The following is a 20,415-nucleotide window of genomic DNA, read 5'->3' on the forward strand; positions in this document are numbered from 1 at the left end:
GTCCCTTCGTCATCAATGGGGCCGATGTCCTCGGCGGGGCCGGTCACTTGACGGCTCCCGCCGTCAGACCGGCGACGAGATAGCGCTGGAGCAGCAGGAAGCCGGCCACCACGGGGACGCTGACGACCAGCGAGGCGGCCATGATCTGGTTCCAGTACACGTCGTTGAGCGTGGAGTAGCCCTGCAGGCCGACGGCGAGGGTGCGGGTGGCGTCGTTGGTCATGACCGACGCGAACAGCACTTCGCCCCAGGCGGTCATGAAGGCGTAGACGGCCACCGCGACGATGCCGGGGATGGCCGCCGGGACGACGACGCGGAACAGCGCTCCGAGCGGTCCGCAGCCGTCCACGAGGGCCGCCTCGTCGAGATCGCGGGGCACCGAGTCGAAGTACCCGATCAGCATCCAGATCGAGAACGGCAGCGAGAAGGTCAGATACGTGAGGATCAGACCGCCGCGCGAGCCGAACAGCGCGATCCCGGTGGCGTTGCCGATGTTGACGTAGATGAGGAACAGCGGCAGCAGGAAGAGGATGCCGGGGAACATCTGCGTGGACAGCACGGTGACCGTGAAGACGCGCTTGCCGCGGAACTCGTAGCGGCTGACGGCGTAGGCGGAGAACACGGCGATCACGACCGAGCAGGCCGTGGCCGCCCCCGCCACGATCAGCGAGTTCACGAAGTACTTCGCCAGCGGCACCGTCGACCAGATGTCGATGTACGGCCGAATCGTCAGTCCGCTCGGGATCCAGCGGAACTTCCCCGAGACGTCCGCGAGCGGCTTGAGCGAGCTGGAGACCATCACGTAGACGGGCACCAGGACGAAGCTCGTGAGCAGGGTGAGGAAGATCCGCCGGGACCACAGGAAGGACCGCGGCGGGGCCATCGGGGAGCGGGGCGTGGTGGAGGTGCTAGACATCGGCCGTCTTCCTTCCCCGGGAGGTCAGCAGCAGGTAGGCGCCGGTCACCACGAGCAGGAAGAGCAGCAGCAGTACGGACATCGCCGAGCCGGTGCCGAAGTTCCAGGTGACGAAGGACGCCTGGTAGATGTGGACCGAGATGAGGTCCGCCGAGTCCGGGGCGGTCTTGCCGAACAGGACGAACGGTGTGTTGAAGTCGTTGAACGTCCACAGGAACAGCACCAGCACCAGGACCTGGTTGACCGGCCGCAGCGACGGCAGGGTGATGCGGCGCAGCTGCTGCCACAGACCGGCGCCGTCCAGGGCGGCGGCCTCGTACAGCTCGCCCGGGATGTTCTGCAGGCCCGCCATGACGATCAGGAAGGCGAACGGCCAGCCCTTCCACACCGACACGGTGAGCAGCGCGTAGAAGCTGTTGTCGCCGATCAGCCAGAAGGACGGCTTGTCGGTGAGGTGCAGCTGGTCGTGCAGGACGTGGTTCACCAGGCCGTTGTCGTGCTGGAACATGAACACCCAGGTGATCACGGCCGCGTAGACGGGCAGCGCGTACGGCACCAGGAACAGCGCCCGCAGCACACCGCGTCCGACGAAGTTGTCCTGCATGTAGACGGCGGCCGCCGTACCGATCAGCCAGCACAGGCCGACCGAGAGCAGGGTGAAGGCGATGGTGACGAAGAAGGAGTGCAGCAGCGCCTCGCCGACGGGCTCGTCGAAGTGCACCGACACCGAGTAGTTGTCGAAGCCGGCCCAGGGCGCCGTGCTCCAGTCACGGATGTAGAACTGCGTGAGCTCCTTGAAGCTCATCACGATGCCGATCACCATCGGCACCAGGTGCACCAGGAGTTCGAGCACCAGCGCGGGCAGAAGCAGCAGGTAGGGGAGTCCGATGCGCTTGATCCGCCCGGTGCGGCGCGGGCCGCGCGCCGCACCGGGGGAGCTCTTGCGCACCGTCCGCTCGCCGGGTTCGGCGGAAGCGGCGGTCGTGGTGGTCATGAGGGTGTCCGCACTCACTTCTTCGGCATCTGCTGCTGGGCCTTCTCGAGCGCCGCCTTCACCGACGCGGTGGTCACCGCGCGTCCGCCGGCCGCGTCGGCGAACAGGCCCTTGACGGCCGTACCGACCGCGGTCTCGAACTGCGACTCGTCGGCGACCTGCGGCAGCGCCGCCGCGCTCTTGGCCAGGGTGTCCTTCAGAACCGCGTTCGAGGGGGAGTTGAACGCGGTGTCCGTCTGGGCGGTCTTGACCGGCGGGATCGAGGTGTACGCGCCGTTGAGGATCTTCTGCTCGGCGTCACTGGTCAGGAACTTCACGAACTTCGTGGCGCCGTCGAGGTTCTTGGTGTTCTTGAACACCGCGAGGTTGATGCCCGCGACCATCGAGTTGACGTTCGTGCCCGTGCCCGGGGTGCCGGACTGCACGGGCACCGGGGCGATCCCGTACGCGTCGTCGGCCATGCCCTGCGACTTGAGGTTGGCGGCCGCGGACTGCCACAGCAGCATCGCGTTCTTGCCCTTGGCGAAGTCGCTCACCGACTGGTTCTGGGCGTACTCGGCGTTGCCCGGGGCGATGATCTTGTCCTTGGCCATCAGGTCGACGTACTGCTTGACCGCGGCGACGACCCCGTCGTTGGTGAAGTCGGCCTTGCCGTCGGCGGTGAAGAAGTCCGCGCCGTGCTGCTTGGCGAAGACGAAGGTGTGGTGGATGTTCTCCGAGGCGTTCGACCCCTCCGCGCCGAGGCCCCAGTGACCGCCCTTGGAGAGCTTCTTGCCGTCGGCGACCAGCTCGTCCCAGGTGGCCGGCGGGTTCGCGATCCCGGCGTCGGCGAACATCTTCTTGTTGTAGTAGAGCGCGTACGCCATCGAGTACAGCGGCACCGCGGCGGGGTCCTTGCCCTCGGCGCCCGTCGAGCCGAGCGCGGAGTCGACGAACCTGTCCTTGCCGCCGATCTTGGCGAAGTTCTTCGCGTCCCACGGCAGCAGCGCGCCGGTGGCCTGCAGCGAGGCGCTCCAGGTGTTGCCTATGTTCAGGACGTCGGGGCCCTGACCGGAGGTGGTGGCGGTGAGGATGCGGTTCAGCAGGTCGGACCAGGGCACGACCTCCAGCTTCACCTTGATGCCGGTGTCCTTCTCGAACTTGGCCAGTTCGGGCGCGAGCACCTTCTTGTCGATCTCGATGCTGGCGCCCTGGTTGGACGCCCAGTACGTGAGCGTCTTCGGCGAGGCGTTGGACCCGCCGCTCGACGAGCCGCCGCCACAGGCGGTCGCGGCGGTCAGCAGGGTGATGGTGACCGCACCGGCGGCCGCGGCTCGGATTCTGCGCATGGCTGGTTCTGTCCCTTTCCCGGAGGGAGCGATGACGGCGTCCGTGTTCACTTCCCGAACGACCCTCATGGCTTAATTTAGGACGTGAGTTAAGACCCGGAAGAAAGTCGCGTCAAGGGATCGCGCAGGGGTATCTTGCAGGTCGGGCAGGCCGGAAGGGACATCACATGGCGGGTCGGAACGGGCGGACAGTGCGTGACCTGCGGCGGGGCAACCGGACCGCCGTACTACAACGGTTGTATTTCGACGGGCCGCTGAGCCGCTACGAACTCGGTCCGGCGACCGGTCTGAGTTCCGGATCCATCAGCAACGTGGTCGCCGAACTCGTCACCGACGGCCTCGTCGAGGAGGCCGGAAGCGTCGACTCCGACGGCGGCCGCCCCCGCACCCTGCTGCGTGTCGTGCCCGGCAGCGGCCACATGATCGGCGTCGATGTCGGCGAGACCCGCGTCCGCATCGAGCTGTTCGACCTGACCCTCACCGAACTCGCCCGCGCCGAAAGGCCGTTGGAGCGCCAGGGATACGAGGCCGACCGGCCGCTCCGGCGTCAGGAGTACGACGTCGACGTCATCGTCGGCCACATCCGCGACGGCATCGCCGAGGTCCTGGCCGAGGCGGACATCGCCCCCGGACAGCTCCTCGGCGTCGGCATAGGAGTCCCCGGCATCGTCGCCCGCACCCCCGAGCTCGGCGCGGTCGTGCACGGCCAGACCATCGGCTGGGACGCCGTCCCGCTGGAATCCCTGCTCCGCTCCGCCTGCGAACTCCCCGACACCGTTCCGTACTTCGCGGACAACGGCGCCCGCACTCTCGGCCAGGCCGAGATGTGGTTCGGCGCCGGACGCGGCGCCCGCAACGCGGTCGTCGTGCTCTTCGGCTCCGGCGTCGGCGCCTCCCTCGTCACCGAGGACGTCGAGAACGGCCGGTCCGTCGAGTGGGGGCACCTGACCGTCCGCGTCAGGGGCCGTCGCTGCCGCTGCGGCGCCCTCGGCTGCCTGGAGGCGTACGCGGGCGCGGAGGCGCTCCTCGACCGCTGGCGCGAGGAGGGCGGGCGGCCGCCGGAGGACACGGACGAGGAGACCGCGCTCACCGCGATGCTCGCCGCCGCCTACCCGCCCGAGGGCACCGAGCCCGACCCCGTCGCGCTCGCCGTCCTGGAGGAGACCGCGGAATACCTGGGCGCGGGCCTCTCCGACCTGATCAACCTCTTCCAGCCCGAACGCATCCTCATCGGCGGCTGGGCCGGCCTCCAGCTCGGCTCCCGCTTCCTGCCCGCCGTCCGCCGGTACGCCTCCTCGTACGCCCTGAACTATCCCGCCCAGCACGTCACCGTGGACCTCGGCCGCCTCGGCCCCGACGCCGTCACGGTCGGCGCCGCGATCCTGCCGCTGGCCGACTTCTTCGCCCGCGGCGGCCGGCGCGCCGAGCCCGCGCCGGCGGGGCCGTCCCCCGCCTGGCGCACGGCCCTGGAGGAGCGGGCGCCGCACTGAACCGCTCCGGCGTCCGCCCGGCCCCCCAAGGTGCGTGACCTCCGGTGCGTGACTTCCGCCGCGCATGACCTCCGAGGTGCATGACCTCCGGGGTAATCGACGCCGTCGCCGCCTCCCGGAAGCATGGAGGGCACAGCGCCCCGCCCTCGTACCAACGGATCCCGGGAGGACCCATGCCGTACTTCGCGAGCCCCGTCGACGCCGCCCGGCTGCACTTCGTCGACTACGGCCCGGCCACCGGCCAGGTCGTCGTCTTCGTCAACAGCTCCTACTTCGGTACGGAGATGTGGGAGTACCAGATGCTGCCGCTCGCCGAGGCCGGGTACCGCTGCGTCGGGTTCGACCGGCGCGGACACGGCCGGTCCGACGACGTCTGGGGAGGATTCGACCTCGACAGCCTCGCCGACGACGTCGACGGACTGCTCCGGCACCTCGATCTGCGGGAGGTCACCCTGGTCGGGCACTCCGTCGGGGCCGCCGAGGTCGTCCGCTGTCTGACCCGGCACGGGGCGGAGCGGGTGGCGCGCGTGGCGCTGGTCGCCGGGATGACGCCGGGCCCGGTGCGGTCCGTGAATCATCCCGGCGGGATCGACCCGGCCCTCGTCGAGGAGGGCAACAAGGCGTTCCGCCACGACCGGGCCGCGTTCTTCGAGGGCGGCGCCGACGCGTTCTTCGCCCTCGGCCTGCCCGGCAACGACCTCTCCGAGGCCTACGTACGGTCCATGATCGACCGCTGCCACGGTGCCACCGCACGTGCCGGGGCCGCCCTCGGCGACCTCGTCGTCACCCTGGACGTCGCGCCCGAGCTGGCGAAGATCGATGTGCCGGCGCTCGTCGTGCACGGAACGCACGACGAGTCGGCGCCGCTGGACCTGACCGCCCGCCGGGCCGCGGAGCTGCTGCCCGACGGCACGCTCAAGGTCTACGAGAACGCCGGGCACGGCCTGTTCGCCACACACCGCGACCAACTCACCGCGGATCTGCGGGAGTTCATGGCCGGAGTATGAGAACGCCGACACGTCCGCGGCGGCGGCGACGGCCCGGCCCCGGGCAGAGGAAAGGCCCCGACCGGACGGGGGAATCTCGGTCGGGGCCGTCTGCGGTGGGCGCCGATGGCGGTCGCCTCGCGGCGAGACGCTCCACAGGGCTTCAGCCGGACGATCGTCCCTGCGGGCAGAGGTGAGGCCCGGGGACACTGTCCCATCCACACCCACGGTTTGTTCAACGGGTAACTACCTATGGGTGTTCCCCGGAACGGTGCCCCCGGCGGTGACGTGCGTCACGGCGTCTCGCGGGTCCGGGTCCAGGTGAGCAGGTGCTCCAGGGGCCAGGTGGTGACGACACGCTCCGGCGGCACCCCGCACTCCTCGGCCCGCGCGCACCCGTGGATCTGCCAGTCCAGCTGTCCGGGGGCGTGCGCGTCCGTGTCCAGGGAGAACAGGACACCCGCGTCGACCGCCTGGCGCAGCAGCCGGCGCGGCGGGTCGAGGCGTTCCGGACGGCTGTTGATCTCGACGGCCGTGCCGGTCTCCGCACAGGCGGCGAAGACCGCCTCCGCGTCGAACGCGGACTCGGGCCGGCCGCGGCCCCCGATCAGCCGGCCGGTGCAGTGGCCGAGGATGTCCGCGTGCGGATCGCGTACGGCGTCGACCATGCGGCGGGTCATCGGCCGCGCGTCCATGCGGAGCTTGGAGTGCACGGACACGACCACCACGTCCAGCCGCTCCAGCAACTCCGGCTCCTGGTCGAGCGACCCGTCGTCGAGGATGTCGCACTCGATCCCGGTGAGCAGCCGGAAGGGGGCCCAGTGCTCGTTCAGGGCGGCGACGACCTTCAGTTGCTCCCGCAGCCGCTCCGGCGACAGGCCGTTCGCCACGGTCAGCCGGGGCGAGTGGTCGGTGAGCACCGCCCACTCGTGGCCGAGCAGAGCCGCCGTGCGCCCCATCTCCTCGATCGGGCTGCCGCCGTCCGACCAGTCGGAGTGCAGATGACAGTCCCCTCGCAGCAGCTCCCGCAGACCCTCACCGCCCTCGGCGAGAGGTCCCGCGGCCTGCTTCTCCACCTTCTCCAGGTAGGCCGGCACCTCGCCGGCCAGTGCCTCCCGCACCACCTGTGCGGTCTTCGGACCGATGCCCTTGAGCGACTCCAGCGTCCCGTGCTCCGCGCGCTCACGGACCTCGTCGGGGGACAGCCCGGCGAGCAGGGTCCGCGCCGTGCGGAAGGCCCGTACGCGATAGGTGGGCGCCAGACTCCGCTCCAGCAGGAACGCGATCCGGTCCAGGGCCTCGACGGGGTCCATCGGCATTCCTTCCTGCTCCTTCCTGCTCCTCCCTGCTCCTCCCTGGTCCTCTCTGCTCCTCCCCGCGGTCGCGTCGGCCGTCGCACGCTCCCCCCAGCGTTGCCGAGCCGCCGCCGGACCGCACGGTGGACGTCCGGCGCGGGGGCGCTGCCGGGCTCCGGCGCCCGGAGCTCGGAACCTCACCCGGCCGGGTGAACGGCCGGCACCCGCCGTCGCACCCGCGCCCGGCCGTACGGGCGGCGGCCTCCCGGCACTCCGCCGCTGACCAGCGGAAAGCGCGGTAACGCCCTTACGCTCTAGTCATGACCGAAAGCGCGAGCCCTCACATCTCCCACCCACGGATCATGGTGCTCGGGGTGCAGCCGGGCACGCCGCCGTTCCGGATCATGGAGATCGACGGCGAGATGGTCGGCGAGGCGAAGGCGATCACGGACGTTCTGGAGTACGCGGCCGCGTACGGCATCACGGTCGACGATCTGGACGACCCCGACGTGGTCCGCTGGGTGGGCGGTGACAAGCTCACCTGGCATCCGGGCTGACACGCCCGGCGTCGAGGCGCTCCCGGCTCCCGCGGGAGCGGCGGGGGTGTTCCGAGGGGCGCGTCAGGGCCTTCGGGCCGGCGGCACCGCTCGTCCGTGTCACCCGCCTCGCGCGCGCGTTCCGTCCTGCGCGACCGGGCGGAGACGGGTGAGCAGGTCGTGCCGGCCATGGGCGGACAGGCCGAGTCCGACGGCGGCTTCGAGGCCGACGACACCGGTGAGCAGCCCGAGGACGGCACGGGGCGGGCCGTCCAGCACGAGGTCCGGGTCGGTGGCGCGGCCGAGCCGGGTGTGGATCCCGCCGTCCCGCAGCTCGATGACGGCCGGCTCGTCGGACGCGACGACCTGGATGACCGCCGGTCCGGCGCCGGGATCGGCGTCGGTGGCGAACCAGGCGGGGGCGTAGGCCAGCCATTGCGCCCGGAACGTGTCGTCCGGCCGTTCGGTGGTCATGAGCCGCAGGCCCCACAGCCCGAGCGCCTTCAGTACCGGCTCCAGGGCCAGACCGTCCTCGCTCAGGGCGTACAGGGCCGTGGCGACCGGGGGAGGCGCGTCCTCGCGCGTGATCAGTCCGGCGGCCTCGAGTTCTCTGAGACGGGCCGACAGCAGGTTCGCCGCGATGCCGGGGAGTCCCTTCTTCAAGTCCGTGAACCGGCACGGTCCTTGCAGCAGCAGCTCGCGGACCATCAGCAGCGTCCAGCGGTCTCCCACGACGTCGAGGGCCCGGGCGATCGAGCAGTACTGGCCATAGGTCCGCATGCGTCCAGCGTAGACCAGGGATGGTTTATCTTTCTAACCTTCTGGTTGAGAATTTCTACCATGTGCTCGTAGGCTGGAGCCGTGCCTCGTACACCCGGACGGGAACACCGTCCGGCCGAGCCGGCGGGCGGCGCCGGCGATCGAGAGGACCTCGTGCGATGACCTACGCGGAAACCGCCCTCGACCGGACCATCGACCGACTCCTGAGCGGCCGGCGCGATCTCGACGCCTCGGCCGACGGAGCCCTGGACGACCTCGACCAGTTCCACATCGGCGGCGCCGACGCCGTCGAACGGCTCATCCCCACCCTCGCCCTCGCGCCCGGGGACGTCGTCCTGGACGTCGGTTCCGGATTCGGCGGGCCCGCACGTCAGATCGCCCGCCGGACCGGCAACCACGTCGTCGGCGTCGACATCACCCCGGCCTACGTCGACGCCGCCCGCGACCTCACCGCACGCGCCGGACTGAGCGACGCGGTCCGGTTCCACACGGGGGACATCACGAGCCTGCGGCCCCGTCCCTCCTTCGGGGCCGCGCTCACCCTGCACGTCCAGATGAACGTGCGGGACAAGACGGCCTGGTTCCGGCACATCGCCGAACGCCTCGCCCCCGGTGCGCGCCTGGCCGTCTGGGAGGTCTGCCAACCGTACGAGGCCGACCTGTCCTGGCCCATGCCCTGGTCGCTCGACGGCACCGACAGCTTCGTCGTGTCCGCCGAAACACTCCTCGCCCGCATCGAGGACGCGGGCTTCACGGCCACCGAGTGGGAGAACGAGTCGGCCTGGGTCCGGGAATGGATCGCCGAGACCTTCGCGGACGGCCCGCCCGCGGGCCCCGCCCTGCCGATGCTCCTGGACGACGGCTACACCCGCGTCATCAACTACACCACCGCGCTCGCCGACGGCTCCCTCGAAGTCTGGCGCGGCTGTTTCACCAAGAAGGCGGCCGAGGCCTGAACCCGCGGGTCCGAGCCGAAGCCCGAACCCGCGGGTCCGCGTGGTCCGTCAGCCCACCGTCCACTTCTGGTTGGCGCCGCCGGTGCAGGTCCAGATCTGCAGACGGGTGCCGTTGGCCGCGTTGTTGCCCGTGACGTCCAGGCATTTGTTCGCCTGCGGGTTCACGATGTCGTGCGCCGCGGTGACCGTCCATTTCTGGTTGGGGCCGCCGTTGCAGTCCCAGAGCTGGACCGTCGTGCCGTCCGCCGTGCCGTTGCCCGTGACGTCCAGGCACTTGCCCAGCGCGCGGATCGTGCCGTCCGAGGACACCGTCCACTGCTGGGCGTTGGTCCCGTTGCAGTCGTAGAGCTGTACAGGCGTTCCGTTGGCGGAATTGGCGGCGGCCACGTCCACGCACTTGCCCGCGAGGCCCTTGACCGGACCGCCGGTGCCGCCCGAGCCGTCGCTCGTCGTCACCTTCACCTCGTCGACGACGAGTTGCTGCGGGAAGGAGGTGGAGCCGTCGGGGGCGCCCGGCCAGTATCCGCCGACCGCGAGGTTCAGGATCAGGAAGAACGGCTTGTTGAACACCCAGGTGTTGCCGCCCAGATCGGCGGGTGTGCGCCGCTGGTACACCGTGCCGTCCACCGACCAGGTGATCGAGTCGGGCGCCCAGTCGACCGCGAAGGTGTGGAAGGCGTCCGCGAAGGCCTGGCCGTTCGGGAGGGAGTAGCCGGCGCCGATACCGGCGGAGCCGGAGTACCCGGGACCGTGGATCGTGCCGTGCACGGTGGAGGGCTCGAAGCCGACGTTCTCCATGACGTCGATCTCGCCGGAGTTCGGCCAGCCGACCTGCCCGATGTCACTGCCGAGCATCCAGAACGCCGGCCACATGCCCTGCCCGCGCGGGATCTTCATCCGGGCCTCGACATGACCGTAGGCCGTGGTGAACTTGCCGGAGGTGTTCATCCGGGCCGAGGTGTACTGGCATGTGCCGTACCAGCACTGGTAGTTGGCCGGATTCTCCTTGCGGGCCGTGATCACCAGATGACCCTGGCCGTCGAGCGCGGCGTTCTTGTTGCCCGACGTGTAGTACTGCCGTTCGTGGTTGTTGACGTTGTCGCCGGTCTCCAGCTGCCACTTGGAGGAGTCGACGGCCGAACCGGCGGGACCGTCGAACGTGTCCTGGAAGGTCACGGTCGCGGTGGCCGCGGCCGGACTCGCGTGGGCGGGAGCGACGGCCGTCGAGGCCGAGGCGACGAGTGCGGCGGACAGCGCGGCGAACAGGCATCTGCGCAGCAGGCGTGGGGAGTCCATGACTCTCGTTTCCGTACGGCTGCCCCGGGACGGGTGAGCCGACTGAGGTGGGGGGTTCACGGTGGGGGATCCATGCTTCGCCTCTTGATTTAAGGAGTGAGGTAACGGGCTGTCAATACTTTGGTACGGACCAGCGGTCGAGGTGCGGGATCAGGCGCGAAGGCGCTTCCTGGGGTGCACGGCCCGGCCGAGCCGTCGGCCCAGAAGGAGGTAACCCACCAGCGCCCCGGTCGTGTTGAGGATGACGTCGTCGATGTCGAACGAGCGTCCGGTGATGAGGGCCCCCTGGACGAGCTCGACCAGGAGCATGACCGCCGCGGTGAGCGCGAGGACGCGCAGGATCCCGCGGGTCTTCGGGAACACCACGGGCAGCAGCACGCCGAAGGGCACCCCGAGCACGAGGTTCCCGCCGATCTGCTTGACGGCGTCACGCAGTTCCGGCTGGTCGAGATAGGCCCGCAGCGAGGCGCCCGGGTGAAGGTTGTTGTGGATCAGCGCGGTCGAAGCCGGTGAGGGCTCCAGGGTCAGCCGGGCCAGTGCGACGGCGAACGCCACCATGGCCGCGAACGCGACCAGCATGGCCAGCAGCCGCAAGGGGAGCGCCAGGGCGGTTCCGGTCTCCCGGTCCTTCGCCGGTGTCCGCTTCGGCGTCCGTTCGGGCGTCCGTTTCGGCGATGCTTTCGGCGTCCTGAGGCCGAAGAACGACCGAGGCTTCCCCGGCTTGTTCCGATCCGCCTTCGGCACCGGCTTGTTCCGCGCGGGCTTCCCCCCGTCCGCTCCGGGCTTCGGTGCCGGTTTCCGGCCGGACTTCGCGGCACGAGCGCGCAACGTGGTGCGGACCATGAGACCCTCCCCTTTTCAACTGCCCTCTGGTGCAGCCCGCTTACCCCCGAAAGCGTCGGCGATGCCCGTGGCCCGGCGAAGGGGGCCTTTGAGACAGGGGAGCGGAGAACCTCGCGACCGGTGGTGGCCGGGCCGGCGGGCCGACGGCCGACCGGGCCGACCGCCTCGCCGGGCCGCCGGGGCCGGCGGCGCGCACCGCCCCCGGCCCCGGTCGGACCGGCGCTCGGCCGGGGCGTCGCACGCGCCGCGGACACGGAGTGCCTGGGCGTCCTTCGTCATCTCCGGCATGACGGCTCCCTTCCCTTGCCTCCCTCCATCGGCTGCCCGCCAGGTGGGGACTGCCATCCGGGGTACCGTCCGGGGGCTCAGGCACCGTAGGTGACCGTCACCTCCGTGAAGCCGAGCGAGCGCAGCAGGCCCTCGAGCATGGTGGTGGTGTTCTCCTCGGCCCGCGCGGTGAGGCGGCTGTCCCGCGCGGCCGTGCCGATGTGCCGGGCCGCGAGCCGCTGCACGGCGCGTTCGTCGTTCGGGTTGTCCGAGAACAGGTCACCGATCCGGTCGAGGAGACCACGCTGTTTCGAGACGGCATAGGAGTGGTCGGGGTCCAGGGCGGGCTTGCCCAGTGCCGCGTGCGGCAGACGGAGCGTGGCCGACGTACGGTCGTCGTCGACCGTCACGTCCTTCCCGTCGATGCGCCCGAGATCGACATAGGCGTCTACGGTGCCGGCTCCCACGTAGAGCGTGCGGGTGCCGCGGATCGCGTCGGGCAGGTACTTCGCGTCCTTCTCCAGGTCCACGACCACCTGGAAGTTGCCCGACGCGGCGTCGTAACGGCTCATGTCCTGGATGGACTTGAGCAGTGCGGGGCCCGAGTTGTCGTGGGTCTCCGTGCCGAACACATCGCGCAGTCCCGGCAGTACGGCCAGCCGCAGTCCGGCGAACAGCACCGCGAGCACCAGCACGAAGGCGGAGACGGCCTTGGCCCAGCCGGGCATGCGTTTGATGGACGTCGTCATGTCGACGTTCCTCCTTTCGACCGTCCGTGTACCCGGCAAGTCCCTTGGCAGGCCGCCGGGCGGGTCCCGGTCCGGTCCGGCACTTCGCGAGCGGTTGCGCAACCCGGTCCGCGGCCGGAAATCCCCCGGTCGAAGGCCTGAAAGGTGCCCAGTAGCATGAGGTGCGCGCTGCGGGCCGATCTTGTGCCCGGCGGACGCGGATCCGGTTCGATCATGCGAGGAGCGGACGTGCGTGACATCGCCGTGTTCAGCGGTAGTGCCCATCCAGAGCTCGCGGCCGAGCTCTGCGCGCACCTCGGTGTGCCTCTCAGCCCGACCCGGGTCAGCCGGTTCGCCAACGACTGCCTGGAGGTCCAGCTCCAGGCCAATTGCCGCGAGCGTGACGTCTTCCTCGTGCAGCCCCTCGTCACTCCGGTGCAGGAACACCTGGTCGAGCTGTTGATGATGTGCGACGCGGCGCGTGGTGCCTCCGCCGGGCGGATCACCGTGGTCATGCCGCACTATTCATACGCGCGTTCGGACAAGAAGGACATGCCGCGGATCTCGCTGGGCGGCCGGCTCGTCGCGGACCTGCTGGTGGCGGCCGGGGCGAGCCGTGTCCTCGCGATGACCCTGCACTCCCCGCAGGTGCACGGCTTCTTCTCGGTGCCCGTCGACCATCTGCACGCCCTGCGGGAGCTGGCCGCGCACTTCCGGACCAACGACCTGTCGCGTACGACGGTGGTCTCGCCCGACCTCGGCAACGCCAAGGAGGCCGCCGCGTTCGCGCGGCTGATAGGCGCCCAGGTCGCCGCCGGTGCCAAGCAGCGGTTCGCCGACGACCGCGTGAGCATCAGTTCGGTCATCGGTGAGATCTCCGGCCGCGATGTCATCGTGCTGGACGACGAGATCGCCAAGGGCAGCACGGTCCTCGAACTCCTGGACCGGCTGAGAGAGTTGGGCCCGAGATCGATCAGGGTGGCCTGCACCCACGGACTGTTCGCGGCGGGCGCGCTCAAACGGCTCAGCGAACAGCCCGACGTACTGGAGATCGTGTGCACGAACACCGTGCCGGTCCCGGACGAGGAGTACACCGAGAAGCTGAGCGTCCTGTCCATCGCCCCGGCACTCGCCGAAGCGGTCCGGCGCATTCACAACGGTGAGTCCGTCAGCGCCCTGTTCGACGCGCCCCGGACCGAATAGACGGAGCGAGCGGACACGCAGGGAAGTGGGGCCGCCCGGAGTGTCTCCGGGCGGCCCCATTTCCCGTGGGGCGCTGTGAGGTCAGACGCGGTGGTTCTCGTAGTAGCCGCCTACCTGCTCGTGGTAGCCGACGTCGCCGACGTGCTTGTCCTTGTCGAACTCGGGTGAGTCCTTGATCTGGTCCTTGGTGAGGGCGACATAGATCTTGCGCTCGGCCTCGTCGACCGTCTTGACGGTTCCGGCCGGCAGCAGGACATGCTTCCCGAAGATCCACACGCCGGTGTCGACGACGAGGTACGAGGAGCTGACGTCGTCCGAGTGCTTGTCGACCTTCCCGATACTGCCGTCGGTCGCCTCGACCTTGTACCCGGTCAGATCGGTGCCCGCAATGTGGCCGGTGGTCGCCTGGTAGCCCCAGATGCTGTCACTCATAAAACGGCTCCCTCATCGAAATTATTCGCCGGTCCGCAGAAGAACTGCGGAATCGTACAAGCGTCATCCATATTCGGTGACGTCTTCTCGGAATGTCGGGTTCCCTGCATTTCGGATGCCACACATTCGTGGCGAAGAAATGGTCGATCCGTATGCGCCACCGTGCTCCCGGCAACGAACGCGGGTGGGCTCCGACGCCTCGGCGCCGGGACCCGCCCGGGATCGGCGAGTTGTGCCGCACATGCCTACCGGCGGCATCAGTGGCCCAGTTTGCCGCGGGCCGGATCGCAAAGCCGAGGACCCGTACGACCAGCACGACGAGGGCGATCCACCACAGAGCCGTGCCCTGCCCGACGATCTCCACTCCCGCGGATCTCAGGTATTTTTGCGTAACTCGGAGCGACGGAAATTCTGTGGCCGCGTTCCGAATTCGAGGGTGCGATCAGGTGTGGCGCGGGAGCTGAAAAATCTCTCCACAGGGCCACGGCGTGAGTGGCTGTGCCTGCCGGGCAGGACGTCGGCGCAGACGCTCGCGGGGCCGGGCACGGAACGCTCGACCGGCCCACTCGAGGTGCGTCGAACCGGAGACGGGCCGGACATGAATTCATGGCGGAAGAGCGTCGGCCGCGCCCCAGGAAGTCCTCGACGACCACCGCTCGACGCGCACCGTCCGTGCACGGTCGAGCCGGACCTCGGGCACGAACTCGCGACCGCTGGAGGCGGCCGGCTCCTGATGGACGAGCGCGGCTGCCACGTGCTCATGCCCGCCATGGACGACCTCGGCGACGGGCCACGGCGCAGGGTCGACGCTGGTCGCTGTGGTCTCAACGATCAGTGCTCCGGTCCGGATGGCTCCGGACCCACCTTCTGGGTGACCGTGCTCGGTCGTGGCCAAACAACCACCTCTGCCAGGGTTTCATCCTCGCCCAGGTCCTGAGTCGTCGCCCAGGGCGATGTGCGCCGTGACGCGTTTGCCGGACGGCTCCACCTGGACCTGGAACTTCCGGGTGACGGCCGCGACGATCTCCAGGCCGTGTCGACCGACTCGGAGGGGATCGACGGCACAGACGACCGGCTGGGCGCGGCGGCTGTCGCGCACGGTCACCTCGACCGTGGTCTCCTCGATGCGCAGTTCCATGAATATGGGCCCCGGGGCGTATTTGCGGGCGTTGGTGACCAGCTCGCTGACCACCAGTTGGGTCAGGTCCATCACGCGGGCGGATACGGCAACGTTCTGATCCGCCTGGGCGTGGGTGAGGAAGTCCGCCGCGAGATGGCGTGCTGCGGCGATGCAGGAGTTGTCTCCGCTCAAAGGGACAGCGGTGGTTATGGGGTGAGTGCTCGGCGGCTCCGATTCCTTACCGGACGACTCCATTTTTTGTTCCCTTCGTTACCTGTTGTCCTTATATGTACCCCCGGTGACGTGGAAGATGTTGCTCTCCCGTACATGCTTCGCTGTTCGGGCATGCCGCCCCGGAAGGCCGCCCCCCCGCATCGTGACGAGTGCGTGGCGAAGGCGGCTGGAGTCGGCGCGCCTTGTGAGGGCTGCAGGGCGGTCGGCACAGTCGGCGGGCCGCCCGGGTTCATTCAGGAGCGGACAGCGGCCGGGTCCACGCCGCCGCGGCCGCCTGCGCGGTGGGCTGGATGGCGAAGACCTGTTCCAGACCGACCACGCGGAAGGTCCGGCTGACTCCGTCCGGTACCGCGGCCAGGACGATGGACGCGTCGGTTGCCAGCGCGTGGTTGCGGGCGGCGATGAGAACCGTGATGCCGGTGGAATCGCAGAAGGTGAGCCGGCTCAGGTCGATGACGAGTTGCTGGCCGGCGGAGAGGCCGAGGCCGGGGAGCAGTCTGCGGATGTCCGGCGCGCTGTGATGGTCCAGGGCGCCGGCCAGCTCCACCACCGGGCCCGCCGGTGTGGTGCGGGTGCGGATGGTCAGTTCGTGGGTCACATCTGCTCTTCACTGCTGTGTCGGGGCACGTTGAAGGCCAGGACCGCGGTGTCGTCGTCCACGCCGGTGCCGAAGGTGTCGAGCAGGTCCCGGATCGCGGCCACGGCGTCACGGGCGGTGGTGGGTGCCAGCTCCTGGGCGAACTCCAGCAGGGCTTCGTCGCCGTAGCGGCCGTCGGCGGCACCGGCGAAGTGCGCTTCGGTGAGACCGTCGGTGTGCAGGAACAGCGTGTCGCCGGGGCCGAGGCTGATGGTGGTGGTGGCGATGTGGGCATCGGGCAGGACGCCGATGAGTTGGCCGCCCGGGGTCGGCAGCCAGTCGGCATGACCGTCGGAGCGCATCAGCAGGGCCGGCGGGTGGCCGCCGCTGGCCAGGGTGACCTGGAAGCCGCCCTCGTTCCCGTCCGGGGTGAGCAGGCCGAAGACGACGGTGCAAAAGCGTGGGTCGTCGCTGTTGTACTCGTGATTCAGGACGGTATTGAGATTGGCGAGCACGGCTGCGGGGTCGGGGTCGTACACGGCGGCGGCCCGCAGTGTGTAGCGCGCCAGAGAGGTGATGGCCGCAGCGGCCGCGCCCTTGCCGCAGACGTCGCCCAGGAAGAATCCCCAGGTGCCGGAGTCGAGGGGGAACAGGTCGTAGAAGTCGCCGCCGACCTCGTCCGCGGAGGCGACGTGGTAGTACGCGGCGACGTCCAGGCCGGGCACGTCCACCAGGGTGGGAGGCAGCAGCGCCTTCTGCAGGGCGGCGTTCAGTCGCTTCAGGCGTTCGCGTTCCCGGTCCGATTCCTGCCGGGCTCGCAGGAGTTCGGACTCGTACGTGCGCCGGTCCCGGGCGTCGAAGACAGTGGTGCGGATCAGCAGCGGCTGCCCGTCACTGCCTGTGCGAATGACGGAGGTCGCCAGAACCGGGAGCCGGCCGCCGTCGGCGGTCCTGAGTTCCAGGGCGATGCCGCTGACCTCACCCTGCATACGCAGCAGGGGACCGAAATGGGTTTCGTGGTAGAGCCGGCCTCCGACGGTGAGCAGGTCGGCGAAGTCCTTCCGGCCCACCAGGTCGCTGCTCTCGTAGCCGAGCCAGTTCAGCAGAGTCTGGTTGATCTTCGCGATGCGGCCGTCGAGGCTCGTGGAGAGGTACCCGCACGGAGCATGTTCGTACAAATCCTCCGCGCTGTCCTCCAGCAAGGCGGAGAACATGGCCTGGTCGTCACCCGGCCCAGCGCCCGGGGGAGAACCCTCGCTCTTCCCGTCGTGGTCGGTTCCGCACATCAATGGCCCGCTCCGGCGAAGGCCGCGATCGCGGCAGCTGTCTCTTCGGGGGCGGCGAGCTGCGGACAGTGTCCGGTGGCGTTCAGCGTGATCAGACTGCTGCCGGGAATCTGCGCCTGCACGAAGGCCCCCACCTCCGGCGGGGCGATCGCGTCCTTGGAGCACTGCGCCACGAGGGTCGGGACCCGCACATGGGCAAGGGCCGCCCGATTGTCGGACAAGAACGTGACCCGGGCGAAGACCCGGGCGATGTCGGGATCGGTGCGGCAGAAGCTGTTGGTCAGCTCCTCGCCCAGTGCAGGACGCTCGGGATTGCCCATGATCACCGGGGCCATGGTGCGCGACCAGCCCAGATAGTTCGAGTCCAGGGACTCCAGAAGCTCCTCTATGTCCTCGGCGCTGAACCCGCCCCGATAACCGGAGACCGGGTCGTCGACGAAACGGGGAGAGGGGGTGAGCAGCAGCAGACCGCTGAACGCGTCGGGCTCCTGCGTCGCGGCCACCACACCCATCATGGCGCTCACCGAGTGTCCGACGAACGTCACGGGACCCAGTTCGAGCTCGTGACAGATCTCCAGCACATCCTCGGCGTAGCCGTCGATCGCGGAGTAGCGCCGCTCGCTCCACGACGCCAGGTCGGAGCGCCCTGCCCCCACGTGATCGAAAAGTACCACCGTGAAATCGTGTTCCAACAGCGGCACCACCAGCCGCCACATGTTCTGGTCGCACCCGAATCCGTGCGCGAGCACCACGACAGGGCCGCCCGTCCGGCCGGTCACCCTTATATGGTTCCTGCTCCGCACGTCCATGCAGCCATCCTCGCAGACCGCTCCTGGGCCCGGCCGAAAGTCCCGGCCTGCCGTGGATCACGCGCGATCGTGCCGGCGACGTGTGGATCACCGTCTCGCGGGCACTCAGGGCGATGAGGGCCGCGGGACCCGAGTGCCGACAGGGACAGGACTCGCCCCGACGGAGAGCCGACCGCAGAACGCCGTTGTCACGGACGCGGGAAGCGTCCCCCTCCTCGGTCCTCGGCACACCCGGCAGATTCCTCGGCGGCCCGGCATACGCGAGGGGAGGGCCCAGGTCGTCCCACGGGATACGGGATTTCCGTACATCGGAGGCAGGCAGTGACCACCCAGACGTTCACCCCGTCGGTACCTCATCCCCTGCTGGCGCCGCCCGGGGTGTATCGCCCCCAGCACGACACGCGTCTTCTGGCGCGGGCGCTGAACCGTGAGTTCGTGAGCTCCGGAACCCGCGTGCTGGAGCTGGGAACAGGCAGTGGCGCCCTGGCGCTGGAGGCGGCGGGACGGGGAGCCCGGGTCACGGCCGTCGACATCTCCTGGCGAGCCGTGCTGACCGCGCGCTTCAACGCGATGATCGCCCGGAGACGCGTCACCGTGCGCCGAGGCGACCTCACGGGCGCGGTGGCGGGTCAGTCGTACGACCTGGTGATCAGCAATCCACCCTACGTGCCCTCACCCGATGGCCGCCTCCCTCGTAAGGGCGCCGCTCGGGCCTGGGACGCGGGACACGACGGCCGCATCCTGCTGGACCGCATCTGTGACGCCGCGCCCGCGGTGCTGCGGCCCACCGGCGTCCTGCTCGTGGTCCATTCGGGGCTCTGCGGCGTCGACACCACCTTGGACCGGCTGGCGGGCGCCGGCATGGCCGCGGCGGTCACGGACAGGGCCATGGTTCCGTTCGGGCCGGTCATGCGCTCTCGTCTGCCGTGGCTGCGCCGGACGGGCCTGCTCGGCGACGAGGCCGAGGAAGAGCTGGTGGTCATCCGTGCCGAACATGCCTGAAAGGCCGCGCCGTGTCCGGGTCGACCCCGACGGGCCGCTGCTCGTGGAGGGGCCGGTCGAGGTGATCGGAGACGACGGCAGTGTCACCGTCTCTCACCGTTTCACCGTCGCCGTCTGTACCTGTCGACGCAGCCGCACCTACCCGTGGTGCGACACCAGTCACCGCCGCCGCGTGAAGCCGGACGGTGAGACGACCGGGCCCGCCGGGCCGTCCGCCGGCTGCCGATCCGAGCCCGACGACGCGACCGGTCGCGCGACCGGGGCGGAGGGAGCCACGTGATGTCCGACCGGCAAGAGCCCCGACTGTGCAGCCCGCCCCTGCCCACCCCGCGCGGCGCTCTGTCCACCGGCGTCGTCTCCGCTCTTGCTCGCGGACTTCCCGTACCGAAGCCGGAACGGGCGGCCGACGCCGATCCCTACGGTGACGATCTGCAGCTCGCTCTGTACGTGCTGTACGAACTGCACTACCAAGGGTTCGACGGCGTGGACGAAGAGCGCGAGTGGGACCCGGCACTCCTGGCCCTGCGTCGCGCACTCGAACAGTGTTTTCTCACCGCTCTGCGCGTCGACGTCCCCCGTCCGGTACCGGTGAAGAAGGCGCTCGACGATCTGCAGATCGAGCCGGTCGGCCACGACGGAGGCAGCGTCTCGCACTATCTCCAACGCGACGGAGAACCAAGCCAGTTGATGGAATACGTGGCGCTGCGCTCGCTCTATCACCTCAAAGAGGCGGACCCGCACGCCTGGGTCGTCCCGCGGCTGCACGGCCGCGCGAAGGCGGCGATGGTGGCGGTCGAGTACGACGAATTCGGCGCGGGGCGCCCGTCCGAGATCCACGCCGGGCTCTTCGCCGACCTCATGGAGGACCTCGGTCTGGAAACGGCGTACGGTCACTACCTCGACGCCGCTCCGGCCGAGGCACTCGCCACGGTGAACCTGATGTCCCTGTTCGGGCTGCACCGGGCATTGCGGGGCGCGCTCGTCGGACACTTCGCCGCAGTCGAGGTGACGTCCTCACCGGGCTCGCGCAGGCTGGCGAAGGCGCTGCGCCGCACCGGTGCCGGGCCCGCTGCCGTCCGGTTCTACGACGAGCACGTCGAGGCGGACGCCGTGCACGAACAGGTGGTACGACACGACGTGGTGGGTGGCCTGTTGGAGAGCGAGCCCGCACTGGAGCCGGACGTCGTCTTCGGCGTCCAGGCCACCACACTGCTGGAAGACCGGCTCGGCGCCGTGCTCCTCGCCGCCTGGCGGGACGGACGCGGCGTCCTCCGTGTCCCCGCGTCGCGCAGTGGACAGTGAACTCCAACGCTGGAGCCCCCGACACCTCTTGCCCG

Annotated in this window: 21 protein-coding genes; 8 read left to right on the forward strand and 13 right to left on the reverse strand. The window is 69.7% G+C overall.

What is annotated here, in order from left to right; all coding sequences use genetic code 11:
- Nucleotides 1–43 precede the first annotated feature (43 nt).
- Genes ACH4S8_RS01745 through ACH4S8_RS01755 form a run of 3 tightly spaced genes read right to left on the reverse strand, consistent with a single transcriptional unit; the run spans nt 44 to nt 3,238 of the window.
- On the reverse strand, nt 44–916 hold the full coding sequence (locus tag ACH4S8_RS01745; protein ID WP_398389880.1) for a carbohydrate ABC transporter permease: 873 nt from the start codon (nt 914–916) through the stop codon (nt 44–46).
- On the reverse strand, nt 909–1,910 hold the full coding sequence (locus tag ACH4S8_RS01750) for a carbohydrate ABC transporter permease (RefSeq protein WP_398389882.1): 1,002 nt from the start codon (nt 1,908–1,910) through the stop codon (nt 909–911). Before ACH4S8_RS01750 ends, ACH4S8_RS01745 begins: the two co-directional genes overlap by 8 nt.
- A gap of 14 nt (nt 1,911–1,924) precedes the next feature.
- On the reverse strand, nt 1,925–3,238 hold the full coding sequence (locus ACH4S8_RS01755) for an ABC transporter substrate-binding protein (protein ID WP_398389884.1): 1,314 nt from the start codon (nt 3,236–3,238) through the stop codon (nt 1,925–1,927).
- Nucleotides 3,239–3,405: 167 nt separating this feature from the next.
- Between ACH4S8_RS01755 and ACH4S8_RS01760 the strand changes: the two genes are divergently transcribed.
- The gene (locus ACH4S8_RS01760; protein WP_398389885.1) at nt 3,406–4,728 is read left to right on the forward strand and encodes an ROK family protein; all 1,323 of its coding nucleotides are present in this window, start codon (nt 3,406–3,408) and stop codon (nt 4,726–4,728) included.
- A 173-nt stretch (nt 4,729–4,901) separates the two neighbouring features.
- Nucleotides 4,902–5,735 carry an alpha/beta fold hydrolase gene (locus ACH4S8_RS01765; protein WP_398389887.1) on the forward strand — a complete coding sequence of 278 codons (834 nt, stop codon included), beginning with the start codon at nt 4,902–4,904 and terminating at the stop codon, nt 5,733–5,735.
- Nucleotides 5,736–6,007: 272 nt separating this feature from the next.
- Here the strand turns inward: ACH4S8_RS01765 and ACH4S8_RS01770 are convergent, their stop codons facing one another.
- Nucleotides 6,008–7,027, reverse strand: coding sequence for a PHP domain-containing protein (locus ACH4S8_RS01770; RefSeq protein WP_398389889.1), 1,020 nt, complete (start codon nt 7,025–7,027; stop codon nt 6,008–6,010).
- Between the two features lie 302 nt (nt 7,028–7,329).
- Between ACH4S8_RS01770 and ACH4S8_RS01775 the strand changes: the two genes are divergently transcribed.
- On the forward strand, nt 7,330–7,566 hold the full coding sequence (locus ACH4S8_RS01775) for a hypothetical protein (protein WP_398389890.1): 237 nt from the start codon (nt 7,330–7,332) through the stop codon (nt 7,564–7,566).
- Between the two features lie 99 nt (nt 7,567–7,665).
- Here the strand turns inward: ACH4S8_RS01775 and ACH4S8_RS01780 are convergent, their stop codons facing one another.
- The gene (locus tag ACH4S8_RS01780) at nt 7,666–8,325 is read right to left on the reverse strand and encodes a winged helix-turn-helix transcriptional regulator (protein WP_398389892.1); all 660 of its coding nucleotides are present in this window, start codon (nt 8,323–8,325) and stop codon (nt 7,666–7,668) included.
- A gap of 158 nt (nt 8,326–8,483) precedes the next feature.
- Between ACH4S8_RS01780 and ACH4S8_RS01785 the strand changes: the two genes are divergently transcribed.
- A complete protein-coding gene (locus tag ACH4S8_RS01785; RefSeq protein WP_398389894.1) occupies nt 8,484–9,281 on the forward strand; it encodes an SAM-dependent methyltransferase in 798 nt (265 codons plus the stop codon).
- 48 nt (nt 9,282–9,329) lie between these two features.
- Here the strand turns inward: ACH4S8_RS01785 and ACH4S8_RS01790 are convergent, their stop codons facing one another.
- From ACH4S8_RS01790 to ACH4S8_RS01800, 3 genes are all read right to left on the reverse strand, one after another.
- Nucleotides 9,330–10,577 (reverse strand): RICIN domain-containing protein, encoded by a 1,248-nt coding sequence (locus tag ACH4S8_RS01790; RefSeq protein ID WP_398389895.1) that lies wholly within the window; start codon nt 10,575–10,577, stop codon nt 9,330–9,332.
- 150 nt (nt 10,578–10,727) lie between these two features.
- Entirely contained in the window at nt 10,728–11,321 is a 594-nt protein-coding gene (locus ACH4S8_RS01795) for a VanZ family protein (protein ID WP_398389897.1), read from the reverse strand.
- 464 nt (nt 11,322–11,785) lie between these two features.
- Nucleotides 11,786–12,436: a DUF4230 domain-containing protein gene (locus tag ACH4S8_RS01800; RefSeq protein ID WP_398389898.1), complete on the reverse strand. Its 651-nt coding sequence runs from the start codon at nt 12,434–12,436 to the stop codon at nt 11,786–11,788.
- Between the two features lie 228 nt (nt 12,437–12,664).
- Here ACH4S8_RS01800 and ACH4S8_RS01805 point away from each other — a divergent pair, with 228 nt between their 5' ends.
- Nucleotides 12,665–13,618, forward strand: coding sequence for a ribose-phosphate diphosphokinase (locus ACH4S8_RS01805; protein WP_398389900.1), 954 nt, complete (start codon nt 12,665–12,667; stop codon nt 13,616–13,618).
- 81 nt (nt 13,619–13,699) lie between these two features.
- Here the strand turns inward: ACH4S8_RS01805 and ACH4S8_RS01810 are convergent, their stop codons facing one another.
- The 5 genes from ACH4S8_RS01810 to ACH4S8_RS01830 form a co-directional block, all read right to left on the reverse strand.
- Nucleotides 13,700–14,050: a PRC-barrel domain-containing protein gene (locus tag ACH4S8_RS01810; RefSeq protein WP_398389901.1), complete on the reverse strand. Its 351-nt coding sequence runs from the start codon at nt 14,048–14,050 to the stop codon at nt 13,700–13,702.
- A gap of 916 nt (nt 14,051–14,966) precedes the next feature.
- Complete coding sequence (locus tag ACH4S8_RS01815; protein ID WP_398389902.1) at nt 14,967–15,362, reverse strand: ATP-binding protein; 396 nt, start codon at nt 15,360–15,362, stop codon at nt 14,967–14,969.
- Between the two features lie 271 nt (nt 15,363–15,633).
- Complete coding sequence (locus tag ACH4S8_RS01820) at nt 15,634–16,002, reverse strand: STAS domain-containing protein (RefSeq protein ID WP_398389904.1); 369 nt, start codon at nt 16,000–16,002, stop codon at nt 15,634–15,636.
- Complete coding sequence (locus ACH4S8_RS01825) at nt 15,999–17,267, reverse strand: PP2C family protein-serine/threonine phosphatase (RefSeq protein ID WP_398389906.1); 1,269 nt, start codon at nt 17,265–17,267, stop codon at nt 15,999–16,001. The genes ACH4S8_RS01820 and ACH4S8_RS01825 overlap by 4 nt, the downstream gene beginning before the upstream one ends.
- Nucleotides 17,267–18,076, reverse strand: coding sequence for an alpha/beta fold hydrolase (locus ACH4S8_RS01830; protein ID WP_398389908.1), 810 nt, complete (start codon nt 18,074–18,076; stop codon nt 17,267–17,269). Before ACH4S8_RS01830 ends, ACH4S8_RS01825 begins: the two co-directional genes overlap by 1 nt.
- Before the next feature lie 321 nt (nt 18,077–18,397).
- On the opposite strand from ACH4S8_RS01830, the gene ACH4S8_RS01835 reads away from it, so the two are divergent.
- The 3 genes from ACH4S8_RS01835 to ACH4S8_RS01845 are packed head-to-tail and all read left to right on the forward strand — an operon-like array spanning nt 18,398 to nt 20,380.
- Complete coding sequence (locus tag ACH4S8_RS01835) at nt 18,398–19,078, forward strand: HemK2/MTQ2 family protein methyltransferase (RefSeq protein ID WP_398389910.1); 681 nt, start codon at nt 18,398–18,400, stop codon at nt 19,076–19,078.
- A complete protein-coding gene (locus ACH4S8_RS01840; RefSeq protein ID WP_398389912.1) occupies nt 19,071–19,358 on the forward strand; it encodes a CDGSH iron-sulfur domain-containing protein in 288 nt (95 codons plus the stop codon). The genes ACH4S8_RS01835 and ACH4S8_RS01840 overlap by 8 nt, the downstream gene beginning before the upstream one ends.
- Nucleotides 19,358–20,380 (forward strand): iron-containing redox enzyme family protein, encoded by a 1,023-nt coding sequence (locus tag ACH4S8_RS01845; protein WP_398389914.1) that lies wholly within the window; start codon nt 19,358–19,360, stop codon nt 20,378–20,380. Before ACH4S8_RS01840 ends, ACH4S8_RS01845 begins: the two co-directional genes overlap by 1 nt.
- The last annotated feature ends 35 nt before the right edge of the window (nt 20,381–20,415 follow it).

It is taken from the genome of Streptomyces sp. NPDC021080 (assembly GCF_044333225.1).
Lineage (GTDB): Bacteria > Actinomycetota > Actinomycetes > Streptomycetales > Streptomycetaceae > Streptomyces.